The organism is Glycomyces tarimensis (genome assembly GCF_054776215.1).
Genome location: NZ_BAAHCB010000004.1, coordinates 267,087 through 292,645 on the forward strand (window position 1 = coordinate 267,087; position 25,559 = coordinate 292,645).

Below are 25,559 nucleotides of genomic sequence, written 5' to 3' on the forward strand. Positions count from 1 at the left end.
AGGACGACGCCCCGTGGACGCCAAGGCCCGCAAGCGCGCCGCTCGGCGCCTGCGGTCCCGGCTGTCCGCGGCGCGGTTCTGGACGACCGTCTCCGGCGCCACCGTCGCCGGGTCGGCGTTCTTCGTCCCTTTCGACGGCGTCACCGGCTCCGACGGGGTCTGGGTCGTCACCGCGGGGCTGTCGACCGCGCTCGCCGCGGTCCGCTGGCTCGATTACCGGCGTCTGTCGCTGGTGATGCCCGCCGAGCGGATATCGCTCGAACTCCACGGCCCGACCGGCCTGCGCCAGGAGGCCCGCGGCTTCTTCGGCGAGGCCGCCGACGCCTTGCGCCGCGGCCGGATGCGCTCGCAGTTCCGCCGTAGCGCCGCACTCGGTCCCTATCAGCGCCTGGAACGGGCCAGCGCCACCGCCGAGCAGCTCGCCCAGCGGCTGGAGGGCAACCCGGAGGCCACGGCGGCGCTGGGCGGGGCCGCGACGGCCGGGCCCGAGTTGTTTTACCTGGCGTTGACGGTCCGCGACGTCGAGCAGGCGATGAGTGTCGCCTCGGGTCCGAGGCGCGAACACCTGGAGGCCGACCGCGACCGCCTCGTGCAGCGACTGGTCGCGGGGGTCGACGCCTATGAGGACATGGTCGCCGCCGCCGGCGAGTGTCTGGCCGGCTCGATCGGGCTGCGAGAGGCGCTGGCGTCGAGCTCGGCGGACGCCACCTTGGAGACGCTGACCGACGCGGCCGATCGGCTGCGTGCCGCCGGGGACGCGGCGAGCGAGATCCGGGGGCGAATCCGCCTGCAACAAGGTGAAACATCCTAATTTGATCTAATTCGGGTATGCGTACCCTGTTGATCCGGACCGCCGCCTTCGCGGCCGTCGCGCTGTTGTCCTGGGCGGCTCCGGCGAACGCCGTCGAGCTGCCTGAGGAACCGGCCCTGCTGTACTTGAAGGACCATCCCGATCTGCCGATGACCTGGACCGACGAGGGCGCCGTGTTCGCCGAGGGCGGGCAGACGCTGTGGCGGCTCGTCCCGCCCGAGCGCGACAACGTCGCCGAGCCCGACTACGAGGGCGCGATCGCCATCGTCCACGACGAGACGGGCCAGTGCCTCGCGGCCGAAGCGATGGCCGAGGGCGCGATCGCCGCGCCGGTGAAGCTGGTCGACTGCGTCGAGGAGCCGTGGTGGCAGGTCTTGACCGACACCAGGGCCGGCCACCACGACGCGCGGTTCATCACACCGGAGGGGCACATGCTCGGGGCTCCGAGCAACACCGTCGCCGACGGTCAGGCGGTCGAGGTGCACGACGTCGAGAAGTCGCTGCACAGCCAGGAGTGGCGCTTCGCGAGCTCCGGTTCGCCCTCCCCGACACCGAGCTCGGTGCCTTCGGAAGCGCCGCCGGGGCAGGAGACCCCGGTCGGCCAGGCCTCGCAGCCGAAACTCCCGCAGACCGGCGCGGGCATCGCGGCCGCCGCGGTGGGCGGCCTCGCCGCGGTGACCGCCGGCGCGGTGCTCACGCTGTGGTGGCGCCGGAAGACGCTGCGCACCCAATGGTGACACCTCGCGTCTCACATCGCGGGAAGTCCTGGCTCGCGCGGGTGACCGGTGGCATACTTCCAACCGTGACCTTCCAGCTCATTATTCGCTGCGGGCGCCTGGCGGAGCACCGGTAATAGATGCCACCGCCGAGCGCCAGACCTCCTGCGTCCGCAGGGGGTCTTTTTCGTTGGGGCCAAGTCATCGTTCAGGCGGGCCCTCGCAGCAGCCCAATCGGATCTGAAACTACCTGGAGCACAACGTGACGCAAACACACAACGTCGAGGACTTCCACGTCTTCGACACGACGCTCCGTGACGGCGCGCAGATGGAGGGCCTCCGCTACTCGGTGGCCGACAAGCTCGCCGTCGCCGAGCTCCTCGACGAGCTGGGCGTCGACTACATCGAGGGCGGATGGCCCGGCGCGATCCCCTCCGACACCGAATTCTTCGCTCGAGCGGCCGAAGAGCTCAACTTCAAGCACGCCAAGCTCGTCGCCTTCGGCATGACCCGCCGAGCCGGCACCACCGCCGTCGAGGACCCGGGCTTCCGCGCCCTGCTGGACTCGCGCGCACCAGTGCTGTGCCTGGTCGCCAAGTCGGACATGCGCCATGTCGAGCAGGCCCTGCGCACCACCGCCGACGAGAATCTGACGATGATCACCGACTCCGTGGCCACCGGCCGCGAGCACGGCCGGCAGGTGTTCATCGACTGCGAGCACTTCTTCGACGGCTTCCGCCACGACCCGGCCTATGCCACCCTGGTGGTGCGCACCGCGCTCGAAGCCGGCGCCGAAGCGGTCGTCCTGTGCGACACCAACGGCGGTCGCATCCCCGCCGACATCACCGCTGCCGTCACCGAACTGCGCTCGCGCCTCGCCGCCCACCTGCCCGCCGAGCGGATCCGCCTGGGCATGCACGCGCAGAACGACACCGGCTGCGCCGTCGCCAACACCCTCGCCGCCGTCCAGGCCGGCGTCATGCACGTCCAGGGCACCGCGAACGGCTACGGCGAGCGCCCCGGCAACGCCGACCTGTTCACCGTCATCGCCAACCTCGAGACCAAGCTCGGCATGAAGGTCCTCCCCGACGGCTGCCTCGAGAAGATGACCCGCATCTCGCACGCCATCGCCGAGATCGCCAACATGACTCCCAACGAGCACGCCCCTTACATCGGCCACGCCGCGTTCGCGCACAAGGCCGGCATCCACGCCTCCGCGATCAAGGCCGACCCGGCGCTGTACAACCACATCGAACCCGAGGTCGTCGGCAACGACATGCGCATCCTCGTCACCGAGATGGCCGGGCGCGCCTCGGTGGAGCTCAAGAGCCGCGAGCTCGGCGTCGACCTGTCCGGCGACAGGGACGCGCTCGACCGCATCACCAAACGCGTGAAGGAACTCGAAGCGAAGGGCTGGTCGTTCGAGGCCGCCGACGCCTCCTTCGAGCTGCTCGTCCGCGACGAGCTCTCCGGCGGCCTGCCGCGCCCGTTCGCGCTCGACACCTACCGCGTCATCGTCGACCACGACCCCGAGGGCGCCACCGTCTCCGAGGCCACCGTCCGCCTCGACGTCGACGGCGAGCGCGTCATCGCCACCGCCCAGGGCAACGGCCCGGTCAACGCCCTCGACGCGGCCCTGCGGAGCGCGCTGGCCGCGCGCCACCCGCGCCTGGCCGAACTGAGCCTGTCGGACTTCAAGGTCCGCATCCTCGCCGGCTCGACCGGTACCGACGCGGTCACGCGCGTCCTGATCACCATGAGCGACGGCGAAGCCGAGTGGACCACGGTCGGCGTCGCCCCCAACCTCATCGAGGCGTCCTGGAACGCCCTCGCCGAGGGACTGGCCTACGGGCTCAACCGCCGGTAGCGCAAGCGAACAGCGGCCCCGGGACCACAAGTCCCGGGGCCGCTCTCGCGCTGCCGGTCAGTCGAAGACGGCGAACCGCTTCTGCTCCATCGAGCCGCCGCCGAAGGTGGTGAACGCGCCGCCCACGGCCAGGCTCGTGCCCTCGGGATGGGTCTTGAGGTCCCACACGCCGATGACGCCGTTCGCTCCGGGGTTCCACGGCAGCAGGTTCCCGTCCCGGTCGATGGCCAGAAGCTTGCCGCGCTCGGCCTTGACTCCGTCGAGGCACTCGCCCCGCGGCCCGGATTTGTTCGTCTCGCAGGCGAGGTCGAAGTGCCCGCCGCCGATGACGACGCCGCCCCACACCGTCACGGCCTGCATGCCGCCGTCGACGCCTTGGTGCCACAGGGCCTCGCCCGAGCGGTCGAACGCGCGGATCTCGCCGCCGCGCCCGTCCAGCGCCCCGTACACGTGCTCGCCGTCGAGGGCGATCTGGCGCGTGAGCACGTACACCGTGGCCTGGAACGAGCGGTCGAGGCCGCCGGTGGACGGGTCGAACGCGGCGAGCTTCCCGAACTTCTTGTCGTCTTCGACGTAGCTGAACCCGCCCGAGGCGTACAGCCGGCCGTGGCCCGACTCGATGTCGCGCACCGAGCCTTCCTGGAGACGCGGGGCGAAGGACGTGATCGGGGCGCCGTCGGAGGCGCTCACCGCCGCCAGGTACCACTGGGCGTGCCCGCCGACGGAGCCGAAGCGCCCGCCGAGGTAGACCGTGTCGCCGACCGGTTCGACGGCGAACACCGTCGCCGACGGGTTCGGCCTCCACGTTTCGTCGAGCTCGCCGGTGTCGAGCGCGAAGCGCGCCAGACGCGGCAGCGAGACGCCGTCGACGCGGCGGAAGTCGCCGGCGACGTACAGGTGGTCGGCGGTGGTGATCACGTCGTAGACCTGCCCGTCGAGCACGGGGGCGAACGGCAGCAGCCCGCCGCTCGCCGAGTCGACGGCCGCCAGGTAGTGGCGGGTCGCGAAGGAGCCGTCGACGTCGCGGGCGCGGGTGAACATGCCGCCCGCGTAGATCACGTCGCCGTCGTAGGCGACCTTGCGGACGTCGTCGTTGAACGACGCGGTGGTACGAGGCAGTTCGGAGTCGGTCGCGCCCGCCGGAATTTGGGCGCACAGCACCAGGGCGGACAGTGCGAAGAGCGTGATCAGTCGGCGCATCCGGGCAGTTTCGCACGGCCTGCGCGGTGCGCGTCGGATCCGACGCGGCGAGTCCGGTACCAGTGCGCGCACGCCCTCACTGGCCGTGCCGTACTAGAGTTGCAGTGTGACTTCCTACAAGACCGATCGTGCCCGCGCCGCGGCTTATGCCGCCGAATCGGCGGTGTATTCGCGGCGTCGATTCGTCTCGGGCCTGTTCCTCGGCCTCGTGATCCTCGTCCTCCTGGCGATGGCCCTCGGCTTCGTCCTGGTGGACAATGTCGGTACCTCGCTCACGGTCCGACTCGTCTCTTCGGCGATCTCTTGCCTCATCGCCACGCCGCTGACCTTCGCGCTCGGCTTCGCCATCGGCCTTTCGGGGAGGCTGCGCAAGCTCGGCATGGGCGTCGTCGTCGGCGCGCTGCTGGGCACGGCGCTCATTGTGGTGCCGTCCCTGCTGATCGTATAGCGACTTCACCGTCCCCGCGCCGCGAACTAAGCTGAGCCCGGAAGCTTCGAATCAGTCTTAGAGAGGGGCGCAGTGTGCGCATCGCACGGATCGCTCACGCCACCGGCATGTCGTTCGCGGTACTCGAGGGGGAGGGCCCCGGCGCGACCGCCGCGGAGATCGACGGCCACCCCTTCGCGCAGGTCAAGCTGACGGGCCAACGGTGGGCGCTCGAGGACGTGCGGCTGCTCGCCCCCATTCTGCCGTCCAAAGTGGTGTGCGTCGGCCGCAATTACGCCGAGCACGCCGCCGAGCTCGGCAACGAGGTGCCCGAGGAGCCGCTGATCTTCATCAAGCCGTCGACCTCGATCATCGGCCCCGGCGAGGCCATCCGCCTCCCCGCGGTGTCCGATCAGGTCGACCACGAGGCCGAGCTGGCCGTCGTCGTCGGGCTCCCCGGTGCCCGCAGCGCCGACAAGGAGGCCGCCGCCGCCTCGATCTTCGGCTACACCTGTGCCAACGACGTCACCGCGCGCGACCTGCAACGCAAGGACGTCCAGTTCACCCGCGCCAAGGGCTTCGACTCGTTCTGCCCGCTCGGGCCCTGGATCGAGACCGACGCGGACGTGGCCGAGACCGACATCCGCTGTGAGGTCAACGGCGAGGTGCGCCAGCTCGGATCGACCAAGGACATGGTCTTCGACCCGGCTACGCTCGTCTCCTACGTTTCCCAGGTCATGACGCTGCTGCCCGGAGACGTGGTCCTCACCGGCACCCCGGCCGGCGTCGGTCCGATCGAGGGCGGCGACACCGTCTCCGTTTCCATCGCCGGCATCGGCACGCTGACCAACAAGGTGGTCCCAAGTGAGTAACGTCCGCACCCGCTTCTGCCCCAGCCCCACCGGGCTGCCGCACGTCGGGCTGGTCCGCACCTGCCTGTTCTCGTGGGGGTACGCGCGGGCCAAGGGCGGCGAGTTCGTCTTCCGCATCGAGGACACCGACGCCGCGCGCGACACCGAGGAGTCCTACAACCAGCTCGTCGAGGCGCTGTCGTGGCTCGGCATGAACTGGGACGAGGGGCCCGACATCGGCGGGCCGCACGCGCCCTACCGGCAGTCGCAGCGCTCGGACGTCTACGCCGACGTCATCAAGCGCCTGGTCGAGGGCGGCTACGCCTATGAGGCGTTCTCCACCAACGAGGAGGTCGAGGCCCGCCACAAGGCGGCCGGGAAGGACCCGAAGCTCGGCTACGACAACTTCGACCGGACCCTCACCGAGGAGCAGAAGCAGGCCTTCCGCGACGAGGGCCGCAAGCCCGTCTACCGGATGCGCATGCCCGACGAGGACATCACGTTCGTCGACGCCGTCCGCGGCGAGGTCAACACGCCCGCCGGGACCGTGCCGGACTACGTGATCGCCCGCGCCGACGGCTCGCCGCTGTACACGCTGACCAACCCGGTCGACGACGCGCTCATGAAGGTCAACATGGTCACCCGCGGCGAGGATCTGATGTCGTCCACGCCGCGCCAGATCGTGATGTGGCGCGCGCTGGTAGAGCTGGGCCTGGCCGACGGGGTCCCGGAGTACGCGCACCTGCCGCTCATCGTGGACGAGCGCGGCAAGAAGATGTCCAAGCGCGATCCGCGCTCGAACCTGCTCCAGTACAAGCTGGAGGGCTACCTGCCCGAGGGCGTGCTCAACTACGTGGCGACGCTCGGCTGGTCGATCAGCGGGGACCGGGACGTGTTCACCGTCGCGGAGTTCCTGGACGCGTTCGACCTGCACGACGTCAAGTCCAACCCCGCCAGGTTCGACGAGAAGAAGTTCGACGCGATCTGCTCGGCGCACTTCCGCATGAGCGACGCCGGCGAGCTGACCGCGATGCTCGTGCCCGAACTCCAGAAACGCGATCTGCTCCCCGAGCAGCCGAACGCCGAGCAGCGCTACGTCCTCGACGTGGCCGTCCCGCTCGTGCAGGAGCGCTGCTCGACACTGAGCCAGGCCGCCGAGATGCTGCGGTTCCTGTTCTGCGGCGTCGAGGTCGAGATCGACGAGGCGAGCGCGAAGAAGACCTTCAAGGACGACGCGGCGGAGGTCCTCGACGCTTCCATCGCCGCGCTCGAGGGCATCGAGTGGACGGTCGGGGACATCGAGGAGGCGCTGAAGGCCGCGCTGGTCGAGGGCATGGGCCTCAAACCGCGCAAGGCCTTCGGACCGGTGCGCGTGGCGATCAGCGGCAAGACGGTCTCGCCGCCGCTGTACGAGTCGATGGAGCTGCTGGGCAAGGACGTGAGCCTCGCCAGGCTCCGTGCCGCCCGGGCGACGCTCTAAGGAGAACGCTGAGAACCGGTCTCGCCCCACGGGGGCGGGGCCGGTTCGCCGTTTTCCAGACCTCACTACTGTGCAATGCATGGTACTGTCTTAAGCGTGGACAGATCGCAAATGCTCAAGGGCCTGCTCGACATCATCGTGCTGCGGGTCCTGGAGACCGAAGACGGCTACGGCTACGAGATCCTGCACCGCCTGCGCACGGCCGGATTCGACGAGCTCGGCGACGCCTCGGTGTACGGGACGCTGCGCCGGCTCTACCGGGCCGGCTACCTGTCCACCTACGTCCAGCCCAGCGGCTCGGGTCCGCACCGCAAGTACTACGCGCTGACCGAGCCCGGCCGGAAATACCTCCGTCAGATGCGCGACGCCTGGGAAGACGTCAGCGCCAAGATGCGGGCATTGTTCGACACCGCCGCGAATGGCACAGCCAAGAAGGGCCAATCATGACCGACACTCCTCCGCACACCGCTGAAATCGCGGCCTACCAGCTCGCGGTCGAGCGCCACCTGGCCGAGTTGCCCGCCGCGATCCGCGACGACCTCGTGAGCGATCTGGAAGCGCACCTCACCGAGGTGGCCGCCGAGCTGGAGCCGGGCGTCACCCTCACCGATCGGCTCGGCAGCCCTGAAGCCTATGCCCGGGAGCTTCGCGAGACCGTGGAGGTCGACCGGGAGAGCGCGAGGCAGCGGTTCAAGCGCGGCTTCACGACGATGGCCGCGCCCGTGACCCGACGCGCCCGGAGCGCGGCCGGGCGCTTCGCCGCCAGCGCGGGAGTCGGCGATGTCGGGGAGTTCCGGCGCAGTCTGAAGCCGGGCTGGTGGGTCCTGCGGGGCGTGCTGGCGGCGATGCTGTTCGTCTGGTGGACCGCCGGCGAGATCTTCTACTCGCCGTTCGGTTCCCTCCCCGGCCTGATCCTGCTGGCCGCCATCACGCTCGCGTTCGTCTGGGCGTCACTGCGGCTGGGGAAGAAGTCCGAGGGATGGGGCCGCCGGAATCAGCGCCTGGTGGCCGCCGGAGGCGTCGCGCTGGCCGCGTTCGTGGCCCTGCAGTACTCCTGGCTCGGCGGATGGGTGGTGGATCTGGCCCCCACCAATCACTACGTGGAGTACTACGACGAGTACGGCCATGTCACCGACGTCTACGTCTACGACGAGAACGGTGAGCTGCTCACCGGTGTCTACCTGTTCGACCAGGACGGGGTGCCGCTGCGTATCGGCGATCCGTACTCGTGCCAGAACGTCATGCGCCCCGACCCCTTCGATGATGGGACGGCGCTTCCCGGCGCCGAGACATCGGGGCCGCGCTCGGACCATGTGGACGATGGCCGCTACGGCTACCAGTACCCGCTGTGCCAGCCCCGGGAACCGTCCGAGGGCGACGAGTCGCCGACGACCGGGCCGTCGGAAGAGCTCACGTCGCCCGGTACGGAGCCCACGGAGACGGAGGAGGCGACGTCGCCCGGCGTCGAGCCCACGGCGACCCCGACTATCACTGAAGGGCCGACCGAAGGGGGGTGACCGCGCGCCGGCCCTGGGGCGGGCATGTCGCCCCTAGACTGGGCCGATGAGGTCACTTCGAACCGTGCTCGGGATCGCTTCGGCCGCGATCGCGCTGGCCGTCAGCGGATGCGGCGGCGATGCCGGTCCAGCCGAGTCCGAACTCGACCTGAGCGCCCCCGGATACGTCCAAGCCGGCGTCGAGTTCTGGGAGGGCTGGAAAGTGCCTGAGGGAACGGTCCTGCTCGGCACCCCCTTCCCGCGACCAGACCTGGAGTACGAGGGGATGCCCGAGAACAACGACGTGGTCGGGGCCGAATTCCTCGTCACCGGCGACGCGCACGACGTCCTGCGCGACCTCTACGCGCAGATGACCGACAAGGGCCTGCGTCCGGTGGTGCGCGAGGATGAACGGTCCGTCTGCGCGCAATCGGAGTCGCGCTACGACTGCTCGCTGTTCGGCCGGGCCGAGGACGGCTTCGCCAAGATCGAGACCCGCCTGGAGGTCGATGAACGGCCCGAGGAGCAGGAGCCGTATCCGCGTCTGCGAGTGGAGTTGGGCGCCTTCTCGTGGTTCGACATCGTCCCGGACCTCGCTGACGATCCGCTCTATGAGGACATGAGCGAGGAGGAGATTCGGGAGCAGGAGGAACAGTTGCGCACCCGCTGGGCCGACGCCGAGGCGCCCGAGGGCGACGCGCCGGTCTCGACGCCCGCGATCGACGCCGGCGAGCTGGTCCCCGGCGCTGAGCTGCCGTTCTTCGGGAAGGACGAGTCGATCGGGGCGGTTCCTGAAGGCTCGCGGCTGCTGGCGCCCCCGTACAACCCGTCCGCCACCTACGGGTTCGCCGGGATCTTCTCTGTCGAGGAGGACACGGCGTTCGGCGAGCTGGAAGAGATGGCGGCCGAATCCGCCACTGGCGAGCGGTTCCCTGACGAGGAGCTCGTCTCCGGGGACCTGGTGGCGCACCGGATCTCCTACGACGGGTCAGCAGGCGGCTGCTCCGTCGAACTCGACGTGATCGACGCGCGGAGCGAGGCGCGAATCGCCCGCTTGGACATTGTCTGCGACTGACTATGAACGCTCCGTGAGCAGCGGAAAGACCGTTTCTGACAGATGTGAGATTGACCTCTGTAGACCTTGGTAGGCCAAGTTCTGGCGAAAACGGCGGCGTCAATGGGCCGAACGGATGAGCGAGAACGGCCTTGCTTCAGGCGCCCGCCGCAATGCATACGATAGTGGCGGTATCGGGCGAAACGGACTAGCAATGGCTTCGCTCCCATACGCAAGTGTGCCGTAATGGCGCCATTACTCACCGGTAGAGAGCCGTTCAGAAGCGCATTTAGCCTTACGCGCGTGCTTACACCCAAGAAGCTGACCCAGGCGAAGCACGCGGCCGTCGAGAAGTCCACCCCAGGGCTTAGCCACCTCGTCCGGAACCGAGTCTTCGCATCCATAGCCGCCACCGTCGTCGCGCTCAGCTCCGCGACCACCGCTGGTGCGGCCATCACCAAGACCGATGACCGGAGCGAGGAAGAACAGCTCGCCTCCGAGATCGTCACCGAAGCCGTCGAGACCGACTACGAGTGGCGCGACGTCCCGACCCTGGAGACGATCATCCCTGTCAAGCAGCAGGGCACCAAGGACGTCGAGAAGACCGAGGCCGCCGAGATCCCCGAAGAAGAGGAGCCCGCCGAGCCGGCCGAGCCCGCGGAGCAAGAAGAAGCGTCCTCCTCGGGTCCCTCGGTGAGCATCGCCGCCGACTGCTCGGAGTACTCGGGCAACAAGGCCATCGGCTGCACCATGACGCTCGACGCGGGCTGGGGCCTGGGCGAGTTCTCCTGCCTGGAGTCCCTGTGGGACCGCGAGTCGAACTGGAACGAGACCGCCTCCAACCCGAGCTCGGGCGCCTACGGCATCCCCCAATCCCTGCCGGGCAGCAAGATGTCCTCACACGGCTCCGACTGGCAGAGCAACCCCAGCACCCAGATCGCCTGGGGGCTGGACTACATCCAGGGCCGCTACGGCAGCCCGTGCGGCGCGTGGTCGCACTCGGAGTCCAACGGCTGGTACTAGACGCTCCTGTCGCTTGTCAGACAATCCCAAACCCTCCGGGGGAATCGGTCGTTACTCGCTCGAACGAGTAATCCGATTCCCCCGGAGGTGTCATGGCGGACGATCCGCATGAGAACATCGTCGACCTGACGGTCACGAGCCACGCGTTGCGGCGCACGCCGTTGACCCGCAGCTCATAGGAAACATACGGAACCAGCGGCCCCGCACCTCGAGGTCGGCGAAGGCCGCGAAGACGCGCTCGGGCGGCGCTTCGAGATCCCGCGACAGGCTCGCGGTCCCGTGGATCGCCTTGCCCGCCAAGGTCTCAGCATTCATTCGGCGATGATATCGCCGGAACCGGCGTGCGAGCGCTGCCGGACCGAGCGCAGCAGCAGCCGCGCGTCGCCGAGCTTGCGCTTGAGGCGCCGCTCCAACCCCGCGATCGGGGTCAGGTTCTGCGGCGCGCGCGCGTCCTTGTGCGCGGCCGACCCCAAGGGCGGCAGGGCCGCCGCCGTCGCGTCGGCGAGCGCGATCGCCGCCTCCTCGCCGAGTCCGTCGGCCGCCTCGATCCGGGCCACGCCCGCCCAGCCGCGCGAGCTCGCGCCCGGCAGCCGCAGATACCACGAGTAGCGCGGCCACGTCGTCATCAGATGGAAGACCGGCGTGCGCTGGCCGGGCCGCAGCCGCTCGACCACCCCGTTCAGCGGGGCCTGCAGATAGGAGCGGTGGTGGCTCTTGATGTAGCCGACCGCATTGGGCAGCCTGGTGCGCCCGCGCAAGGTCCCGTCGAGCACCGACAGCTCGGCGTGCGTCGCCACCGACGCGGCGACCTTCGCCTCCAGCGCCGTCATGGCGGCCTGGCTCGCGGCGATGAGATCGGCCGATTCCGCCGCGTCGGTCTTGTTGTAGGGGTACTGGCCGAAGTCGAAACCGGGATCGAGCGGCGCGAACAGGCCGCGCTCGACGGCGGATTCGGTGACAGCGGACGCGCCGCCGTCGAGATCACACGCCACGGCTCCCGCGGCCCACGAGACGCACATGCCCGGCCAGCGGCCACTCTCGTCGGTGAGCTCCACACGGGCGTCGATGCGGCGGACGCCGTCGACGACGAGCAGCCGCCGCGGCCCCGAGGACGGGGCGTCGACCGGCGCCCACAGTCCCGCAGGCATCTCGACCTCGGTGTTGACGGTCGCCGAGTCCGACCGCGAGGGCGACTCGGAGTTGTCGGCGAAGGACGGGTCCCAGGCGTCGACGGTGATCTGCAAGACTCAATCTCCCTCGAAAGCGGCTCCGGATGCGATTGTGCTCCACACTAGTCCGGTACCGCCCTTCGGAGAGCCGCCGTGCTCCGCGTGGTGAGGCTTCCCCGTGGGCCGCGGGCGGTTTCGCCCGCCGAATAGCGAGGGAGCCGCACCGTGGTCCGTCCGACAGTCACCCCGTCGCAGACGGGCTCGGCCGCATGGGCCCGGTCGGCCGCCTGGCCCATCGCCACGGTGTTCATGCTGTCCAACGGCGTCACACCCCTCTACGTCGTCTGGCAGTTCGAATTCGGCTTCTCCCGAGGCACGATCACCGCCGTGTTCACGTGGTACATGGTCGGGCTCGGCGTTTCGCTGCTCGTCTCGGGCCTCGTATCGGACCGCTTCGGACGCAAGGTCGTCCTGATTCCCGCGCTCGGGCTGGCGATGGTCGCCGCCGTCGTGTTCGCCACCGCCTCCGGCGTGGCGTCGCTGTCGCTCGCACGGGTCCTCACGGGCATCGCGTCCGGCGCGCTCGTCTCCGCGGGGACGGCCGCCATCTCCGATCTCGCCGGGCCGGGCCGCAAGCGGCTCGCGGCGGTCCTCGGCTCGGTCGGCCTCGCCGTCGGTTCGGCCATCGGCCCGCTGCTGGCCGGCATCCTCGCGGAGACGGCTCCCGGACCCACCGTCACGATCTTCATCGTGGAGATCGTGCTGCTCGGCACGGCGATCGCCGTCGTGGCGCGGGCACCGCTCGGTCGGCCCGCCGACCGGGGCGGCGGCTGGGTGCGCGTGCCGCGCGTGCCGCGCCCGAATCGTCGGGAGCTGTTCCTGGGCGTCGCCGCCGCAGGCACCGGCATGGTGGCGACGGCATTCGTCCTCTCCCTCTCGCCGTCGCTCCTCGCCGAGCTGCTCGACACCGACAACCTGATCGTGGCCGGGACGGTCGCGTTCGTAGCATTCGTGGCCTCCACCGGCGGGCAGTTCGCACTGCGCGGACTGCGACTGCGGACCCTGCTGTGGGCATCGGCGACCGCGACGGGGTCCTGCATGGCGGCCCTGATCGGCGCCGTCCATGCCGCATCGGTGCCGCTGCTGGTCGTCGCGGCCGTCTTCGCCGGCCTCGGCCAGGGCCTGGGCATGCTCGGCGGGCTCGCACTCCTGAACCGGGACATCCCATCGGAGCGGCTCGCCGAGGCGAATGCGGCGCTCAACATCGGCGTGTACGCGGTCGCCGGGTCGTTGACCCTGAGCGTGGGGTACCTCAGCGACGCCATCGGGTTCGGTGACGCCGTGACCGTGTTCGGACTCGCCATGATCGCGCTGGCGGCCCTCAGCGCGGCCTTGACGTGGGCGAGCCGGCGCCTTCCGGCGCTGCGCGACTAACTCAATGGTCCTCTCTACGTGGGAGCCCTTGGCGTCCTTGGTGATGCGGAAGCGCACGGGGACTCGTTCGGCCAGGTCGACCACGTGCGTGACGAGCCCGACCGTGCGCTGGGAGGAGACCGTGAGTGCCTCCAACGTCGTGGCGACCGCATCGAGCGTCTCGGGGTCGAGCGTGCCGAAACCCTCGTCGAGGATGATCGACTCCAGGCACGCGCCGTCGCGCGACAGGCTCGCCAACTGATCGCTCAGCGCGAGCGCGAGCGAGAGCGACGCCGCGAACGTCTCGCCGCCCGACAGGCCCCGCGCGGGCCGGGCCATGTCGGCGTCGTGGTGGTCGACCACCCAGAAGTCCTGGTCGCGGTAGATCAGGTCGTACTGGCCGCCGGTGATGCGGTTGAGCATCACCGTCGCCCCGGCCACGAGTTCGTCGAGCGCCTCGCTCAGCAGCCACTCCATGAACCGGCGCGCCTCCAGGTGCTTGGCGAGCTCCTTGGCGACCTCGGCCTCGCGCGCGAACTTGCGGGCCTCGGCGTCGATCTCCACGCGCCGGCTGCGGGCGTCGCGCAGGTTCGCCAAGGACGCCCGCGCCGATTCGACGGCGGCGGCGTGCGCGGCGACGTAGTCGCCCCCCGTGCCCGTGATCGGCGCCTTGACGTCGAACTCGGCCATCGCGGCGAGCAGTTCGGCCCTGAGCGTGGCGGCGCGCCCGTCGAGGCCCTGCATCTCCTCGCGCGCGGCCTCGCGTTCGGCCGAGGCCCTCTCCAGCGCGGCGTCGGCCCACTCGACGAGGCTCTGCCAGCTCGCGGCCAAGTCGTCGCCGGCCGGCGGCGGGGACAGCACGGCGACCTGGTCGCGGGCGTGCCCGAACTCGCGCCATGCGCGCTGCTGCTGCTCGTCGGCCGCGGCACGGCGCTTCTCGGCCTCGCGCAGCGCCCGCCGCGCCGCCTTGAGCGCGGCGGCGGTGCCGCTCAGCAGCCGCGTCGCCTCGGTGGCGGCCTCCCGGCGGGCGTGGAGCTCGGGCGCCTCGGGGACGCCTTCGAGCTTCTTGAGCAGGCGCTTCCTCTTGAGGTCGAGCTCGAGGAGCCGTTCCTCGTAGTTCTCGAGCCTCGCCTGAAGGTTCGCGACGGCGCCTTGGGCGTCCTTGTACTCGGCCGTGGCCCGCTGTGATGCCTGCTGCGCCTCTTCGAGCGCCGCGGACAGGTCGCGCCCGGGGATCGATGCGACGGGCCGGTCGCAGACGGGGCAGTCCTCGCCTTCGACCAGTTCGACCCGGAGCGTCCCGGCCAGGTCGGCCATGCGCGCCTTGTGGACGGCGGCGTGCTGGATCTCGACCTCTTCGGCCGCCGCGCCTTCAAGCTCCTTCGCCTCGTCGTACTGGAGGCGCAGCTCGTCGGTGAGCTCGCGGCCGGTCTTCAGACTCGCGTCGGTCTCGGCGAGCTCCTCCCAGGCCTTGAGCTGGCGTTCGATGAGCGTCAGATCGAGACCGTCGAGCTCGGCGCGCAGCCGTTCGTCCTCGGCCTCGGTGGACTCGACCTCGGCGGCCTTCGCGGCGACGCGGGCGGCGGCGTCGGCCACCTGCGCGGCGATGTCGTCGACCCCGCTGGGCCGCTTGATGTAGGTCAGGGACGCGAGATTCGCCTCGGCTTCGCTCAGGCGCCGCCGCGCGGCCTCGACGGCGGCGTTGAGGCCGTCGAGCGCGCCGGCCTTGTCGCGCACCGGCTCGGTGAGCTTCTCGAGCCGCTCGACCCGCAGGGAGCCGTCCGCGAGCTCCGCATCGGTCACCGGCGGGATCTTCGCCAACTGCGCCTCCAGCGTGCGCTGGGCGGTGGCGGCGGTGTCGCGCTTGGCCCCCGCGAGCTGCTGGACCCGCCGGTAGGCGCTGTGGCCCAGCAGGTTCTCGAGGATCTTGCGCCGGTCGGCGGCCGTGGCGTGGAGGAACTCGGCGAACTCGCCCTGGGGGAGCAGCACGCACTTGGTGAACTGATCGAACGGCAGGCCGATGATCCGCTCGGCGGCGACGCTCACCGTCGACGGGCTCCCGGCGAGCGCCTTGCCCAGGCCCTCGACCAGTTCGTCGTCGTCGGCCGGGTCCACGCCCTCTGGCAACTGCTCGAGGGCCGCCATCGCGGTCTTGACGTTGCCGTTCTTGTCGCGGCGCAGGATGCGCGTGGCCACGTAGTGCATACCGGCGGCGGCGAAGACCAGGCGAACCCGGCCCTCGGTCGCCGAGGGCGCGATCGCGTTCTGCGTCGTGTTGTTGCGCCAGCGCGGCGTGCGCCCGTACAGCGCGAAGCACATCGCGTCGAGCACGGTGGACTTGCCCGCGCCGGTGGGGCCGGTGAGCGCGAAGAAGTCGACGTCGGTGAAGTCGAGCGTGGAGGCCTCGGCGTAGGAGCCGAAGCCGTGCATGTCGAGACGTATGGGCCGCATCAGGTCTCCTCTGCCGCGACGGTCTGGGTCTCCTCGTAGAGCTCGGCGAACAGCTTCGCCACGGCCGGGTCGTCGTGCCCGGTCTCGGCGAGGTAGGCGTCGAACAGCTCGCCGGGGCTGCGCCCGGAGCGCCGCTCCCTCGGCTTGGTCGCGTCGAGGCGCATGACCGGGTCGATGTGGATCTGGACGGCCCTCGGGAACAGGTCGGCGACCTCGCCGCGCAGCCCGGCCCGGGCCGGTTCGTTCACGAACACGCGCAGCCACGCCCGATCGTCCACTGCGGCCTCGCGGAGTTCGTCGAGCGTGCCGCGCAGCGTCTTGAGCGGCACCGCCTCGGTGAGCGCGACCTGCCGGACGCGGGCGGGCGTGTCGGCGGTGACGTCGACGATCGTGACGCTCGGGGAGTGGTCCTCCTCGCCGAAGTCGACCGCGAGCGGCCCGCCGGAGTAGCGGATCGGGCACGGCCCTTGGATCTGCTGCGCCTTGTGCAGGTGCCCGAGGGCGACGTAGTTGGTGGAGGAGGGGAAGATCGCGGCGGGGACGGCGTAGTCGGCGACGGTGTGGACCTCGCGCTCGCCGCCGCCGACCTTGCCGCCGACGACGGTGAGGTGCCCGCAGATGAGGTCGACCTCGTCGGCGGTGAAGTTCTGCGAGAGCGCGGCGACCATGCGCCGCAGGTGGTCGGCGTAGGCCGATTCGGTGTCGGCGGCGCTGAGCTCGAACAGTTCGGCGGCGCGCACGGCGTAGCGCTGGCTGACGAACGGCAGGGCCGCGAGCCGCCAGCGTTCCCCGTCTTCGGTCTCGCCGGTGACGAGGTGGTCGGCGGCCTTGCCGATGCGCCCGCGCAGGTGGATGCCGGCCGCGGCCGCCCATTCGCGCAGCGCCTCCAGGCCGGGCCCGTTGTCGTGGTTCCCGGAGATCGCGACGACCTCGGCGCCGGTGGTCCGCAGCGCCGAGAGCGTCCCGGTGAGGACCTTCTGCGCGGCGCTCGAAGGCGAGGCGGTGTCGTACAGGTCCCCGGCGACGATCACCACGTCGGGGCGCTCCTCGCGCGCGATGTCGACGATCTGCTTGAACACGGTGCGCTGCTCGTCGAGCCGCGAGCGGCCCTTGAGCGTGACGCCGACATGCCAGTCGGAGGTGTGCAGGATCCGCAAGGCTCAGCTCCTTCCGAACTTGTAAGCCCTCAGTTGGTCTAGAACGGGATGTCGTCATCGTCGTCGGCCAGATCGAACGGGTCGACTTTGGCCGTCACCGACCGGGCCGAGGAGGCCGGGGCGGATCCGGCTTCGGCCGGGCGGGTGGCCCACGCCGGGAACGGGAAGTTGACCACGAGCGGCACGGGCAGCTCGGGCTGGCCGACGAACATCGTGCCGGGCTTGGCCATGAGGACGCGCTGGCGTTGCGCCTGCGTGAGGAAACCGTACTCGGGCCGGGTGGCCTCCGCCGAGTCGAGGCGGCCGACGACGCGGACGGCGGAGTTGGAGACGATGCGCCGCTCGATCTCGCTGGCGGTCTGCTGGGCGCCGATGAGGATGACGCCCAGTGAGCGTCCGCGCTCGGCGATCTCGAGGAGGATGTCCTTGATGGGGCTGGTGCCCTCGCGGGGGGCGTACTTGTTGAGCTCGTCGAGGACGACGAACTGGAGCGGCCGGGCCGTCCCGGCCTTCTCCTTGCGCTCGAACTCGCCGCGCAGCACGACGCCGACGACGAAGCGCTGGGCGCGGTCGGGCAGGTTGTGCAGGTCGACGACGGTCACTTGGGCTTCGGAGGAGACGACCTTGCCCTTGGGGGGCAGGTCGCCGCGGATGAGGCGGCCGATGTCGCGCCCGGAGGCGATGAGGCGGCGGATGAAGGCGTTGACCGTGCCCAGGCCGATGGCCGAGCCGGCCCATTCGGTGCGGGTCTCGTCGTCGGAGAGCCGCTCGCAGATGAGGTCGACGAGGTCCCGGTAGGTGGTGAGGAGCTGCCCGTCGACGGCGACCGCGCCGTTGTCCTTGGGGCGGGCCTCCTTGCGCAGCCGGGCGGCGACCTGGTGGACGACCATCGTGTACTGCTGGCGGTCGTCGTCGGCGTCGGCGAACACGAACGGCAGCAGGCCGCCCGAGCAGAACTCGGCGAGCGTCCAGTAGAACGCGTCGACGCCGGTGGAGCGGCAGGCGACGTCGGGGACGCCGTTGTTGTCGCCCTCCCTGGGCGGCGCGAGGACCTCGACCGATTTGAACGCGCCGGGCGCCATGCCCAGGCGCCGGTACGATTCGCGGATCTCGTCGTCGAGCTTCGTGTTGTCGTGGTCGAGCAGGAGCAGGTCCTCGCCCTTGACGTTGAAGATCAGCGCCTTGGTGTTGGCGGCCTCGGCGCCGATCGCTCCGGAGTGCAGCAGCGCGTACAGCAGCCACGTCGCGAACGAGGTCTTCGTGGCGACGCCGGAGATGCCGGAGATCGAGACGTGCGCGCCCCGCGTGCCGTCGAGGAAGTCAGCGTTGAGGAACACCGGCTGGCCGTCGCGCGAGAACCCGAGCGGCACTTGGCGCTCCATGCCGTCGAAGTACAGTGCCCGGTCCCGTTCGGCGCCGGTGGCGCGCTCGACGGCCGCGCCCGGCGTCGGCGGGACGAACACCTCGGGCTCGACACGGGTCACGGTGACCTCGGCGGCCTCCTGCACCTGGGCGGGCAGCAGCCCGCCGGCGATGTCGAACACGTCCGAGTCGAACTGGGCGCCCTCGTGGCGGGAGCGGACGGCGGTGACGACCCCCGAGATGCGGACGGTGCCGATGCCGGGCACCTCCCGTTCGGTGGTGAGCACGTCGTCGAGCTGCGCGTACGCCTCCGGGCCGACGCCGACCCAGAAGGAGAGCGGCGTGGCGTCCTCGGTGCCGAGCACCCTGCCGACCGAATCAGTCATGTGCTTCATCCTCGCAGGTACCGCAGGATCAGGTTGCCCCCGGCTTCGAGGACGTGGCCCAGCCGCATCTGGCGCGCCGCCTCCGAGACCGGGCCTTCGGCGGCGCGGATGGGGCCGCCGCCGACCAGCAGCGGTGAGACCGTCAGGTCGAACTCGTCGACCACGTCCTGGGCGATCAGGCCGCCGAAGACGGTCGGCCCTCCCTCGCACAGGATCTGCTTGAGGCCCCGCTCGTGGAGGGCGGTGATCGCGGCGCGGTAGTCGACCGCGCCGGAGCCGACGGCGATGACGTCGGCGACCTCCCGCAGCTCGGCCATCTGCTCGACCGAGGCGTCGGCGGCGCAGATCACGATGGGTCGGCGGGCGGCCTGCGTGAACAGCGGCGCGCCCGGGTCGAGCCGGGCCGAGCGGGAGACGACCGCCATGATCGGGACGTCCGGCAGGCCGCGCTCGGACCGCCATGCGACGCGTTCGGCGCTGAGTTCGAGCGGACCGTAGCCTTCGGCGAGGACCGTGCCCGAGCCGGCGACGAGGACGTCGCAGCGGGCGCGCAGGACCTTGAAGACCCGCTTGTCGGCGGTGCCGGACAGCGGGCCGGAGCGTCCTTCGAGCGTGGCCGCGCCGTCGGCGCTGGAGACGAAGTTGACCCGCAACCAGTCTTCCTCTGGAGGCTCGTACAGGTCATAGAGCTCGGCGTCGTTCAGTGAGTCGAGTGTTCGGTACTGCACATCTGGCACGGCAACAACCTAACCCACCAAGCCGACAACCCAGGTCCGGACTCCGACTGCCGCGCCGGGGCCGTAACGGGCGGTACCATCGATGGCATGGGCCGGAAGAAGAGCACCGTCTACCTCGATGAGGCCGCGGATCTCCGCCTTGAAGCGGTCGCGCGGCGGGCCGGTGTGCTGAAGGCCGAGCTGATCCGCCGATTCATCGATGAAGGGCTGCTTCAGATCGAGAAGCAGGATCGACGGCTGCCACCGCTGCCGAAGTACCGCAGTGAGCGCCCGCTGTCGGTGGACGAGATGGACGAAGCGATCTACGAGAGCATGAAACGGCGCTCGCTGAAGCGATGATCGTCGTCGCCGATACGTCGGCGGTGCTGGCCGCCTTCGACGAAGACCGGCCGCAGCACGAGGGTCTCCGAACTCATCATGGAAACCGAGACGCTGCTCGTCTCACCGTTGGTCTCGACCGCTCACACCCGGCTTCGACGCGTTCGAGATCCTGCCGTTCGACTGGGACCCCGAAGCTCAGTCGCCGAGCACGCGTTCCAGGTAGGCGTTCGCGAACCGCCGCTCCGGGTCGACCTCGTCCCTGACGGCCAGGAAGTCCTCGAACCGGTCGTAGCGCTCGGCGATCGTCTTGGCGTCCAGCCAGTGCATCTTGCCCCAGTGCGGGCGGCCGCCGACCGCGTCGAAGATCTCGGCCGCGGCCTTGAAGTAGGCCTCGTGGTCGTGCCGGTGGTACTGGTGGACCGCGACATACGCGGTCTTGCGGCCGTGCGCTGTCGACAGCCACACCTCGTCGGCCGCCGCGAACCGGACTTCGACGGGGAACGAGACGTTCAGGTCGCCCTCGTCGACGCGGGTTTTGAGGGAGAGCATCACCTCCGGCAGCGTCTCGCGGGGGACGGCGTACTCCATCTCGCGGAACACCACCGTCCTCGGCGAGGTGAAGACCCTGTGGGAGACGTCGGTGTAGTCGCGGGCGCTCCACACCCGCCCCGCCACCCGGTTGAGCTGCGGCACGATGCGCGGGAAGCGCGCGCCGATCCGGTTGCTCGCCTCGAACAGCATGTTCTCGGTGAAGCCTTCGTTCCACCAGTAGCTCAGGCGCGTCGGGCGCCGCCGCCGCACGTCCATCGCGAAGCGGTTGTTCTGCTTGGTCAGCGTCCGGTCGGTGTGCGGAAACCAGTAGAACTCGAAGTGGTCGTTCTCGGCCACCAGCTCGTCCAGGCCGCCCAGGACCGCGTCGAGCCGCATCGGCACCTCCACCGCCTGCAGCAGGAACGCCGGCACGCACTGGATCGTCACCTCGGTGATGATCCCGAGCGCGCCCAGGCCGATCCGTGCCGCCGCGAACAGCTCGGGCCGCTGCTCCCGCGAACAGCGCACCACGCTGCCGTCCGCGAGTACCAATTGGAGGCCGCGCACCTGCCACGCCAGCCCCCGGTACCGGTCGCCGGTGCCGTGCGTGCCGGTCGAGATCGCCCCCGAGACCGTCTGGCAGTCGATGTCGCCCATGTTCTCCAAGGCGAGTCCGTGCGCGTCGAGCACCTCGTTGAGCCGACACAGCGGCATCCCGGCCTCGACGGTGACCAGGTTCGTCTTGGTGTCGACCCGGACCACGCCGTCGAAATCGCCCATGTCGAGCAGGACGCCCTCGGGCGCGGCGATACCGCTGAACGAGTGCCCGGCGCCGACGGCCTTGACCCGCAGCCTCTCGTCGGCGGCCGTCCGCACCGCCTCGACGATCTCGCTCACCTTGCGGGGCTTCACCGTCCGGGCGGGTTCGACGGTTTCGGTGCCGGACCAGTTCCGCCAGGGAGAGGTAGCCATAGGGTCTCCGGTTCGTCTGCGCTCTACGTAACGGTAGCTTTCATCTAACCGCACACCCACCAGGAGGGAAAGCGCATGGGCCTCGCGACCGTACCCAACATCGGCTCGATGGAGCACCTGTTCGCCGAGCTGGACCGCGCGACGGCGAAGCTCCAGCCGCCCTTCGCCGTCGTCGAGCTCGGCGCCTTCGACACCAACGCCGCCATCTTGCGCCGCAACGCGATCGGCAAGCCGCTGCGCCTGGTCAGCAAGTCGCTGCGGTGCCGCGCGCTCATGCGACGGGCGCTCGCACAGCCCGGTTTCAAGGGCGTCCTGGCCTACACCCTCCCCGAGGCGCTGTGGCTCGCCGAGGAGTTCGACGACGTCGTGGTCGCCTATCCGACCGCCAACACCGACGCCCTGCGCCACCTCGCCGAGCACGAGGAGCTGGCGCGGCGCGTGACGATCATGGTCGACTCGGTCGAGCACCTCGACTTCCTGAAGCGAACGGTCGACCCGAGCCCGTCGCGGCCGCTGCGGCTGTGCCTGGAGCTGGACGTGTCGCTCGAACTGCTCGGCGGGCGGGTCCACATCGGCGCGCGCCGCTCGCCGGTGCACTCGCCGGACGACGCCCTCGCCTTGGCGCAGGAGATCGACAAGCGCCCGGGCGTGCGACTGGTCGGGATCATGGGCTACGAAGGCCAGATCGCCGGCGTCCAGGACGCCTTCCGGGCCGCAGCACTCCAGTATCCGCTGGTGCGGCTGATGCAGCGCTTCTCCAAGACCGAGCTGGCCGAGCGCCGCGCCGAGGCCGTCGCCGCGGTGAGGAGCGTCGCCGACATCGAGTTCGTCAACGGCGGCGGCACCGGCTCGGTGGTCTCGACCGCCGCCGACCCGTCCGTCACCGAGATCGCCGCGGGATCGGGGCTGTACTCGCCGGCGCTGTTCGACGGCTACCGCTCGATCCGCCCGTTCCCGGCCGCGTTCTTCGCGCTGCCGGTGGTGCGCCGTCCCAGAAAAGGCCTCGTCACCGCCCTCGGCGGCGGCTGGATCGCCTCCGGCGTGCCCGGCTGGGACCGCCTGCCGAAGCCGACCTTTCCCACGGGGCTGGCGTACTCGAAGACCGAGGGCGCCGGCGAGGTCCAGACGCCGCTGCGCGGCAGGGCCGCGGACGACCTGGAGCTCGGCTCCAGGGTCTGGATGCGGCACGCCAAGGCCGGGGAGCTCGCCGAGCGGGTCAACACCATGCAGCTGATCGCGGACGCCACGATCGTCGACGAGGTCCCCACCTACCGCGGCGAGGGTTTCGCCTTCGCCTGACTAATCGTCGTTGCCGTTGCCGTTGCCGTTGCCGTTGCCGTTCCCGTTCCCGTTCCCGTTCCCGCCGCCTTCGTCATCGTCGTCGCGGCACTGCCCGAGCCATTCGGCGATCGGATCGCACCCGTTGCCGTTCCCGTTCCCGTTGCCCTCGTGCTGCTGGCCGCAGCGCGAGTCGGTCGGATTCGCGGCGCAGTACGGGCTGTCGGGATCGATCGTGTTGTCCTCGTTGAGGATGTCGTCGACGATCGGGCTGCCGACGTGCGTCGCGTCGGTCCAGCCCTGCTCCTCGTAGCCCTTCGCCTCGATGGCTCCGGACATGAACTGCTCCCACACCGGATAGCTCAGGGTCGAACCGAACACGCCGTCGGTGCCGCCGTCCTTGTTCAGCAGCGGCGCCGACTCGGCGGTGACGTTGCCGACCCACGCCGCGATGCTCAGCTGCGGGATCGCGCCGACGTACCAGGTGTGGGCGTTCGCGTCGCTGCCGTACTCGTCGCCCGCCTGCCACGTACCGGTCTTGCCGGTGTAGGGGCGGTGGAACTGGTTGCCCTCGCCGCTGATCTCCGAACCGACCCACTGGAGGTTGCGGGCGATGCTCGCGTCCAGCGCCTGCTCCGGCTCGATCGGGCGGATCGGCTCGACCAGGTTGTTGTCGCGGTTGTAGACCGCCTCCACGAAGTGCGCCTCGTGGTAGACGCCGTCGGCGGCGATCGTGGCGTAAGCGGTGGCGACGTCCAGGACGCTGGACGGGAACTGCCCGAAGGCGATGTGGTAGTAGAACGGCTCGTTGCGGATGTCCGGATCGACCGGAGTGCGCACCGGCGTGCCGTCGTCGTTGTAGCCGTCGACCGAGGCGAGCGGGTCGACGTTGCCGTTCGCGTCGGTCACGAACGAGCCGTCCTCATTCTCGACGGTGTTGTGGCGCGAGTACGTGATGGAGCCGTCGGACTCCTTGTAGAACCGGTAGATGTCGCCGGTCGTGGTGTCCTGGAGGGTCCGCAGGCCCATGTCCACGGCCGTCTGGAGGATCGCCGTCGCCCCGTACTTCTCGGCGATGGCGTACATGGGCGTGTTGCGGGACTTGCGAACCGCATCGGTGAGGGTCATGTCGGTGTTCTCGACGCGCCCGGCGTTCGTGAGCTTGCCTTCGTTCTCGCCCTCCCCGATGCCTTCGAGGGTCTCGAACTCGCGCGGGGAGTCCGAGTTCCACCACGAGTCGATCGAGGCGCCGTTCTTGATCGCCGTGGCGGCGGTGATCATCTTGAAGGTCGACGACGGCGGGTGCGGGTTCTCGAGCCCGGCCTTGTCGATGCCGAGGCCGTTGTCGCCGCCGTAGTAGCCGAGCACGCGGCCCGTGCCCGGCTCGACGGCGACGACGGCGCTGGCCATGGACTCGTGGTAGTCGTAGAGCGCGGCGTTCTCGTTGGAGTTCTCGAACTCGAAGAAGCCGTCGCCGTTCCGGTACTCGTCGGCGGCGGCCGGCTCGTCGACCACGTTGCCCTCTTCGTCGATGTACTCGTCGTCGTCGTTCTTGGCCCGCTTGAGGTCGCCGCGGCTCGCGGTCGCCTCGGCCTGCTCCTGGACGGCCTGGTCGATCGTCAGCACGACCGTGTAACCGCCGGTGCCCTCCTCTTTGCCGTAGAACTGCTCCTGGGACAGGCCGTAGCGGCTCTCGAGCTCTTCCCAGATGTAGCCGTCGGTGGGGTTGGTGATGAAGCCGGTGGGCGTGTCGTGGCCCCACGAGCCCGGGTTCTCGGTCTGCTCGCGCGTCTCTGGCATGCCGGCGTCGAGCTCCTCCTGGACGAGCTGCTTCTCTTCCTCGGTGAGGTCCTCGAGCGTCAGGAGGGTCTCCATGCCGTGCGTCCAGCGGTCGAGCGGTCCGGTGTCGCCCTCCTCGACCACCCGTGGGTCGAAGGAGCCGTCGCCGGCCTTGACCTGCATGACCAGCATCATCGCCTGGCCCCAGGTGACCTCCTCGAGCTTCGCGCCGAACCAGACCTCGGTGGCGGCGGCGATGCCGTAAGCGCCGCGGTTGTAGAAGTTGAGGTTCAGGTAGTGGAGGAGGATGTCCTCCTTCGAGTACTTCTGCTCGAGCTTCATGGCCATGATGGCCTCGCGGGCCTTGCGGCCGTAAGAGATGTCGTCGCGGATCTCGGCGACCATGCCGGCGTACTGCTGGCTGATGGTCGAGGCGCCCTGCGTGTCGCCGCCGGTGACGTTGTTGACCAACGCGCGCAGGGTGCCCTTGTAGTCGACGCCCTCGTGCTCGAAGTAGTTCTTGTCCTCCAGGGCCAGCAGCGACCAGACGACGGGGCGGGGCAGATCGTCGTAATCGTCCACGAGTTTGCGGGTGAACTCGCCGTAGCCGGCGACGGCGGTGGAGCCGTCGGCGTAGGTGAAGGTGGTGGACTCGCCGAAGTTGAGCTCGTCCGGCAGCGGGACGCTCTGGAAGAACGCGGCGCCGACGACGGTGCCCGAGCCGAGGAGCATGAGACCGGTCAGGATCAAGGCGGCGTAGACGCGGCGGCGGCGCATCGACATGCGCTTCTTCTTGGGCTTGGGCTCCTCGGGGGTGCGGGCGCGCACCGCCGAGACGACTGAGGCACGGCCCACATTGCCACCGCCGGTCACCCCTCCGATCTCGACGCGCCCTGCATGCGGGGCGGGCGGGCCGGGGGCGGGGTACTGGTCGCGGCGTTCATAGTCGCTCATGCTCAACCATCCACGTGATAGAGGTGCCGATCCGCGGCTCTCGGGCTCGTATCGGCCGTTGTCTCGGACGTTCCCGGTGAGACGGGGCGGGGTTCGTGTCCACAGAGCTTTGGATGATAGCGGA

General features: G+C 70.0%; 21 protein-coding genes and 1 pseudogene. 13 read left to right on the forward strand and 9 right to left on the reverse strand.

Translation table 11 applies throughout. The features are described from left to right. Positions 1-13: 13 nt before the first annotated feature. From pspM to cimA, 3 genes are all read left to right on the forward strand, one after another. Positions 14-811 (forward strand): phage shock envelope stress response protein PspM, encoded by a 798-nt coding sequence (gene pspM / locus ACYVK3_RS05080; protein WP_460496174.1) that lies wholly within the window; start codon positions 14-16, stop codon positions 809-811. Positions 812-828: 17 nt separating this feature from the next. After that, positions 829-1,548, forward strand: a complete 720-nt coding sequence (locus ACYVK3_RS05085; protein WP_460496175.1) for an LPXTG cell wall anchor domain-containing protein — start codon at positions 829-831, stop codon at positions 1,546-1,548. Between the two features lie 241 nt (positions 1,549-1,789). Further along, positions 1,790-3,394, forward strand: a complete 1,605-nt coding sequence (gene cimA, locus ACYVK3_RS05090) for a (R)-citramalate synthase (RefSeq protein WP_460496176.1) — start codon at positions 1,790-1,792, stop codon at positions 3,392-3,394. Between the two features lie 57 nt (positions 3,395-3,451). Here cimA and ACYVK3_RS05095 read toward each other — a convergent pair whose 3' ends face one another. Further along, positions 3,452-4,594, reverse strand: coding sequence for a PQQ-binding-like beta-propeller repeat protein (locus tag ACYVK3_RS05095; protein WP_460496178.1), 1,143 nt, complete (start codon positions 4,592-4,594; stop codon positions 3,452-3,454). A 106-nt stretch (positions 4,595-4,700) separates the two neighbouring features. Here ACYVK3_RS05095 and ACYVK3_RS05100 point away from each other — a divergent pair, with 106 nt between their 5' ends. The 7 genes from ACYVK3_RS05100 to ACYVK3_RS05130 all read left to right on the forward strand — a co-directional run bounded on the left by ACYVK3_RS05100 (position 4,701) and on the right by ACYVK3_RS05130 (position 10,925). Further along, positions 4,701-5,042 carry a hypothetical protein gene (locus tag ACYVK3_RS05100; RefSeq protein WP_460496179.1) on the forward strand — a complete coding sequence of 114 codons (342 nt, stop codon included), beginning with the start codon at positions 4,701-4,703 and terminating at the stop codon, positions 5,040-5,042. 74 nt (positions 5,043-5,116) lie between these two features. Further along, complete coding sequence (locus ACYVK3_RS05105; RefSeq protein WP_460496180.1) at positions 5,117-5,893, forward strand: fumarylacetoacetate hydrolase family protein; 777 nt, start codon at positions 5,117-5,119, stop codon at positions 5,891-5,893. Beyond that, on the forward strand, positions 5,886-7,352 hold the full coding sequence (gltX, locus tag ACYVK3_RS05110; protein ID WP_460496181.1) for a glutamate--tRNA ligase: 1,467 nt from the start codon (positions 5,886-5,888) through the stop codon (positions 7,350-7,352). The genes ACYVK3_RS05105 and gltX overlap by 8 nt, the downstream gene beginning before the upstream one ends. A gap of 96 nt (positions 7,353-7,448) precedes the next feature. Next, positions 7,449-7,799, forward strand: coding sequence for a PadR family transcriptional regulator (locus tag ACYVK3_RS05115; protein WP_460496182.1), 351 nt, complete (start codon positions 7,449-7,451; stop codon positions 7,797-7,799). Beyond that, positions 7,796-8,869, forward strand: a complete 1,074-nt coding sequence (locus ACYVK3_RS05120; protein ID WP_460496183.1) for a DUF1700 domain-containing protein — start codon at positions 7,796-7,798, stop codon at positions 8,867-8,869. The genes ACYVK3_RS05115 and ACYVK3_RS05120 overlap by 4 nt, the downstream gene beginning before the upstream one ends. 46 nt (positions 8,870-8,915) lie before the next feature. Further along, a complete protein-coding gene (locus ACYVK3_RS05125; protein WP_460496184.1) occupies positions 8,916-9,923 on the forward strand; it encodes a hypothetical protein in 1,008 nt (335 codons plus the stop codon). A gap of 282 nt (positions 9,924-10,205) precedes the next feature. Continuing rightward, positions 10,206-10,925, forward strand: coding sequence for a lysozyme family protein (locus ACYVK3_RS05130; protein ID WP_460496185.1), 720 nt, complete (start codon positions 10,206-10,208; stop codon positions 10,923-10,925). Between the two features lie 132 nt (positions 10,926-11,057). Here ACYVK3_RS05130 and ACYVK3_RS05135 read toward each other — a convergent pair whose 3' ends face one another. Further along, a complete protein-coding gene (locus ACYVK3_RS05135) occupies positions 11,058-11,240 on the reverse strand; it encodes a hypothetical protein (RefSeq protein ID WP_460496186.1) in 183 nt (60 codons plus the stop codon). Beyond that, positions 11,237-12,169 carry a hypothetical protein gene (locus tag ACYVK3_RS05140; protein ID WP_460496187.1) on the reverse strand — a complete coding sequence of 311 codons (933 nt, stop codon included), beginning with the start codon at positions 12,167-12,169 and terminating at the stop codon, positions 11,237-11,239. The genes ACYVK3_RS05135 and ACYVK3_RS05140 overlap by 4 nt, the downstream gene beginning before the upstream one ends. A 234-nt stretch (positions 12,170-12,403) precedes the next feature. Here ACYVK3_RS05140 and ACYVK3_RS05145 point away from each other — a divergent pair, with 234 nt between their 5' ends. Further along, positions 12,404-13,528 (forward strand): MFS transporter, encoded by a 1,125-nt coding sequence (locus ACYVK3_RS05145; RefSeq protein WP_460496275.1) that lies wholly within the window; start codon positions 12,404-12,406, stop codon positions 13,526-13,528. Positions 13,529-13,669: 141 nt separating this feature from the next. Here the strand turns inward: ACYVK3_RS05145 and ACYVK3_RS05150 are convergent. The 4 genes and pseudogenes from ACYVK3_RS05150 to ACYVK3_RS05165 all read right to left on the reverse strand — a co-directional run. Further along, positions 13,670-15,958: pseudogene (locus tag ACYVK3_RS05150) on the reverse strand (AAA family ATPase); the annotation flags it as partial. Beyond that, a complete protein-coding gene (locus ACYVK3_RS05155; protein WP_460496188.1) occupies positions 15,958-17,115 on the reverse strand; it encodes a metallophosphoesterase family protein in 1,158 nt (385 codons plus the stop codon). The pseudogene ACYVK3_RS05150 and the gene ACYVK3_RS05155, both read right to left, overlap by 1 nt. 38 nt (positions 17,116-17,153) lie before the next feature. Beyond that, positions 17,154-18,863 (reverse strand): ATP-binding protein, encoded by a 1,710-nt coding sequence (locus ACYVK3_RS05160; protein ID WP_460496189.1) that lies wholly within the window; start codon positions 18,861-18,863, stop codon positions 17,154-17,156. 5 nt (positions 18,864-18,868) lie between these two features. Then, positions 18,869-19,600, reverse strand: coding sequence for a pyrimidine reductase family protein (locus ACYVK3_RS05165; RefSeq protein WP_460496190.1), 732 nt, complete (start codon positions 19,598-19,600; stop codon positions 18,869-18,871). 87 nt (positions 19,601-19,687) lie between these two features. On the opposite strand from ACYVK3_RS05165, the gene ACYVK3_RS05170 reads away from it, so the two are divergent. Further along, entirely contained in the window at positions 19,688-19,939 is a 252-nt protein-coding gene (locus ACYVK3_RS05170) for a CopG family transcriptional regulator (RefSeq protein ID WP_460496191.1), read from the forward strand. Positions 19,940-20,116: 177 nt separating this feature from the next. Here ACYVK3_RS05170 and ACYVK3_RS05175 read toward each other — a convergent pair whose 3' ends face one another. Continuing rightward, entirely contained in the window at positions 20,117-21,424 is a 1,308-nt protein-coding gene (locus tag ACYVK3_RS05175; RefSeq protein WP_460496192.1) for an FAD-binding oxidoreductase, read from the reverse strand. A 75-nt stretch (positions 21,425-21,499) separates the two neighbouring features. Between ACYVK3_RS05175 and ACYVK3_RS05180 the strand changes: the two genes are divergently transcribed. After that, positions 21,500-22,723 (forward strand): amino acid deaminase/aldolase, encoded by a 1,224-nt coding sequence (locus tag ACYVK3_RS05180; RefSeq protein ID WP_460496194.1) that lies wholly within the window; start codon positions 21,500-21,502, stop codon positions 22,721-22,723. Here the strand turns inward: ACYVK3_RS05180 and ACYVK3_RS05185 are convergent, their stop codons facing one another. Beyond that, a complete protein-coding gene (locus ACYVK3_RS05185; protein ID WP_460496195.1) occupies positions 22,724-25,435 on the reverse strand; it encodes a transglycosylase domain-containing protein in 2,712 nt (903 codons plus the stop codon). Positions 25,436-25,559: the final 124 nt, after the last annotated feature.

Excerpts from the sequence above, each read along its gene's own strand:
- ACYVK3_RS05085 (WP_460496175.1), top strand. The coding sequence starts at position 829 with ATGCGTACCCTGTTGATCCGGACCGCCGCCTTCGCGGCCGTCGCGCTG.
- ACYVK3_RS05095 (WP_460496178.1), bottom strand. The coding sequence starts at position 4,594 with ATGCGCCGACTGATCACGCTCTTCGCACTGTCCGCCCTGGTGCTGTGC.
- ACYVK3_RS05120 (WP_460496183.1), top strand. The coding sequence starts at position 7,796 with ATGACCGACACTCCTCCGCACACCGCTGAAATCGCGGCCTACCAGCTC.
- ACYVK3_RS05125 (WP_460496184.1), top strand. The coding sequence starts at position 8,916 with ATGAGGTCACTTCGAACCGTGCTCGGGATCGCTTCGGCCGCGATCGCG.
- ACYVK3_RS05135 (WP_460496186.1), bottom strand. The coding sequence starts at position 11,240 with ATGAATGCTGAGACCTTGGCGGGCAAGGCGATCCACGGGACCGCGAGC.
- ACYVK3_RS05145 (WP_460496275.1), top strand. The coding sequence starts at position 12,404 with ATGCTGTCCAACGGCGTCACACCCCTCTACGTCGTCTGGCAGTTCGAA.
- ACYVK3_RS05160 (WP_460496189.1), bottom strand. The coding sequence starts at position 18,863 with ATGACTGATTCGGTCGGCAGGGTGCTCGGCACCGAGGACGCCACGCCG.
- ACYVK3_RS05170 (WP_460496191.1), top strand. The coding sequence starts at position 19,688 with ATGGGCCGGAAGAAGAGCACCGTCTACCTCGATGAGGCCGCGGATCTC.
- ACYVK3_RS05175 (WP_460496192.1), bottom strand. The coding sequence starts at position 21,424 with ATGGCTACCTCTCCCTGGCGGAACTGGTCCGGCACCGAAACCGTCGAA.
- ACYVK3_RS05180 (WP_460496194.1), top strand. The coding sequence starts at position 21,500 with ATGGGCCTCGCGACCGTACCCAACATCGGCTCGATGGAGCACCTGTTC.
- ACYVK3_RS05185 (WP_460496195.1), bottom strand. The coding sequence starts at position 25,435 with ATGAGCGACTATGAACGCCGCGACCAGTACCCCGCCCCCGGCCCGCCC.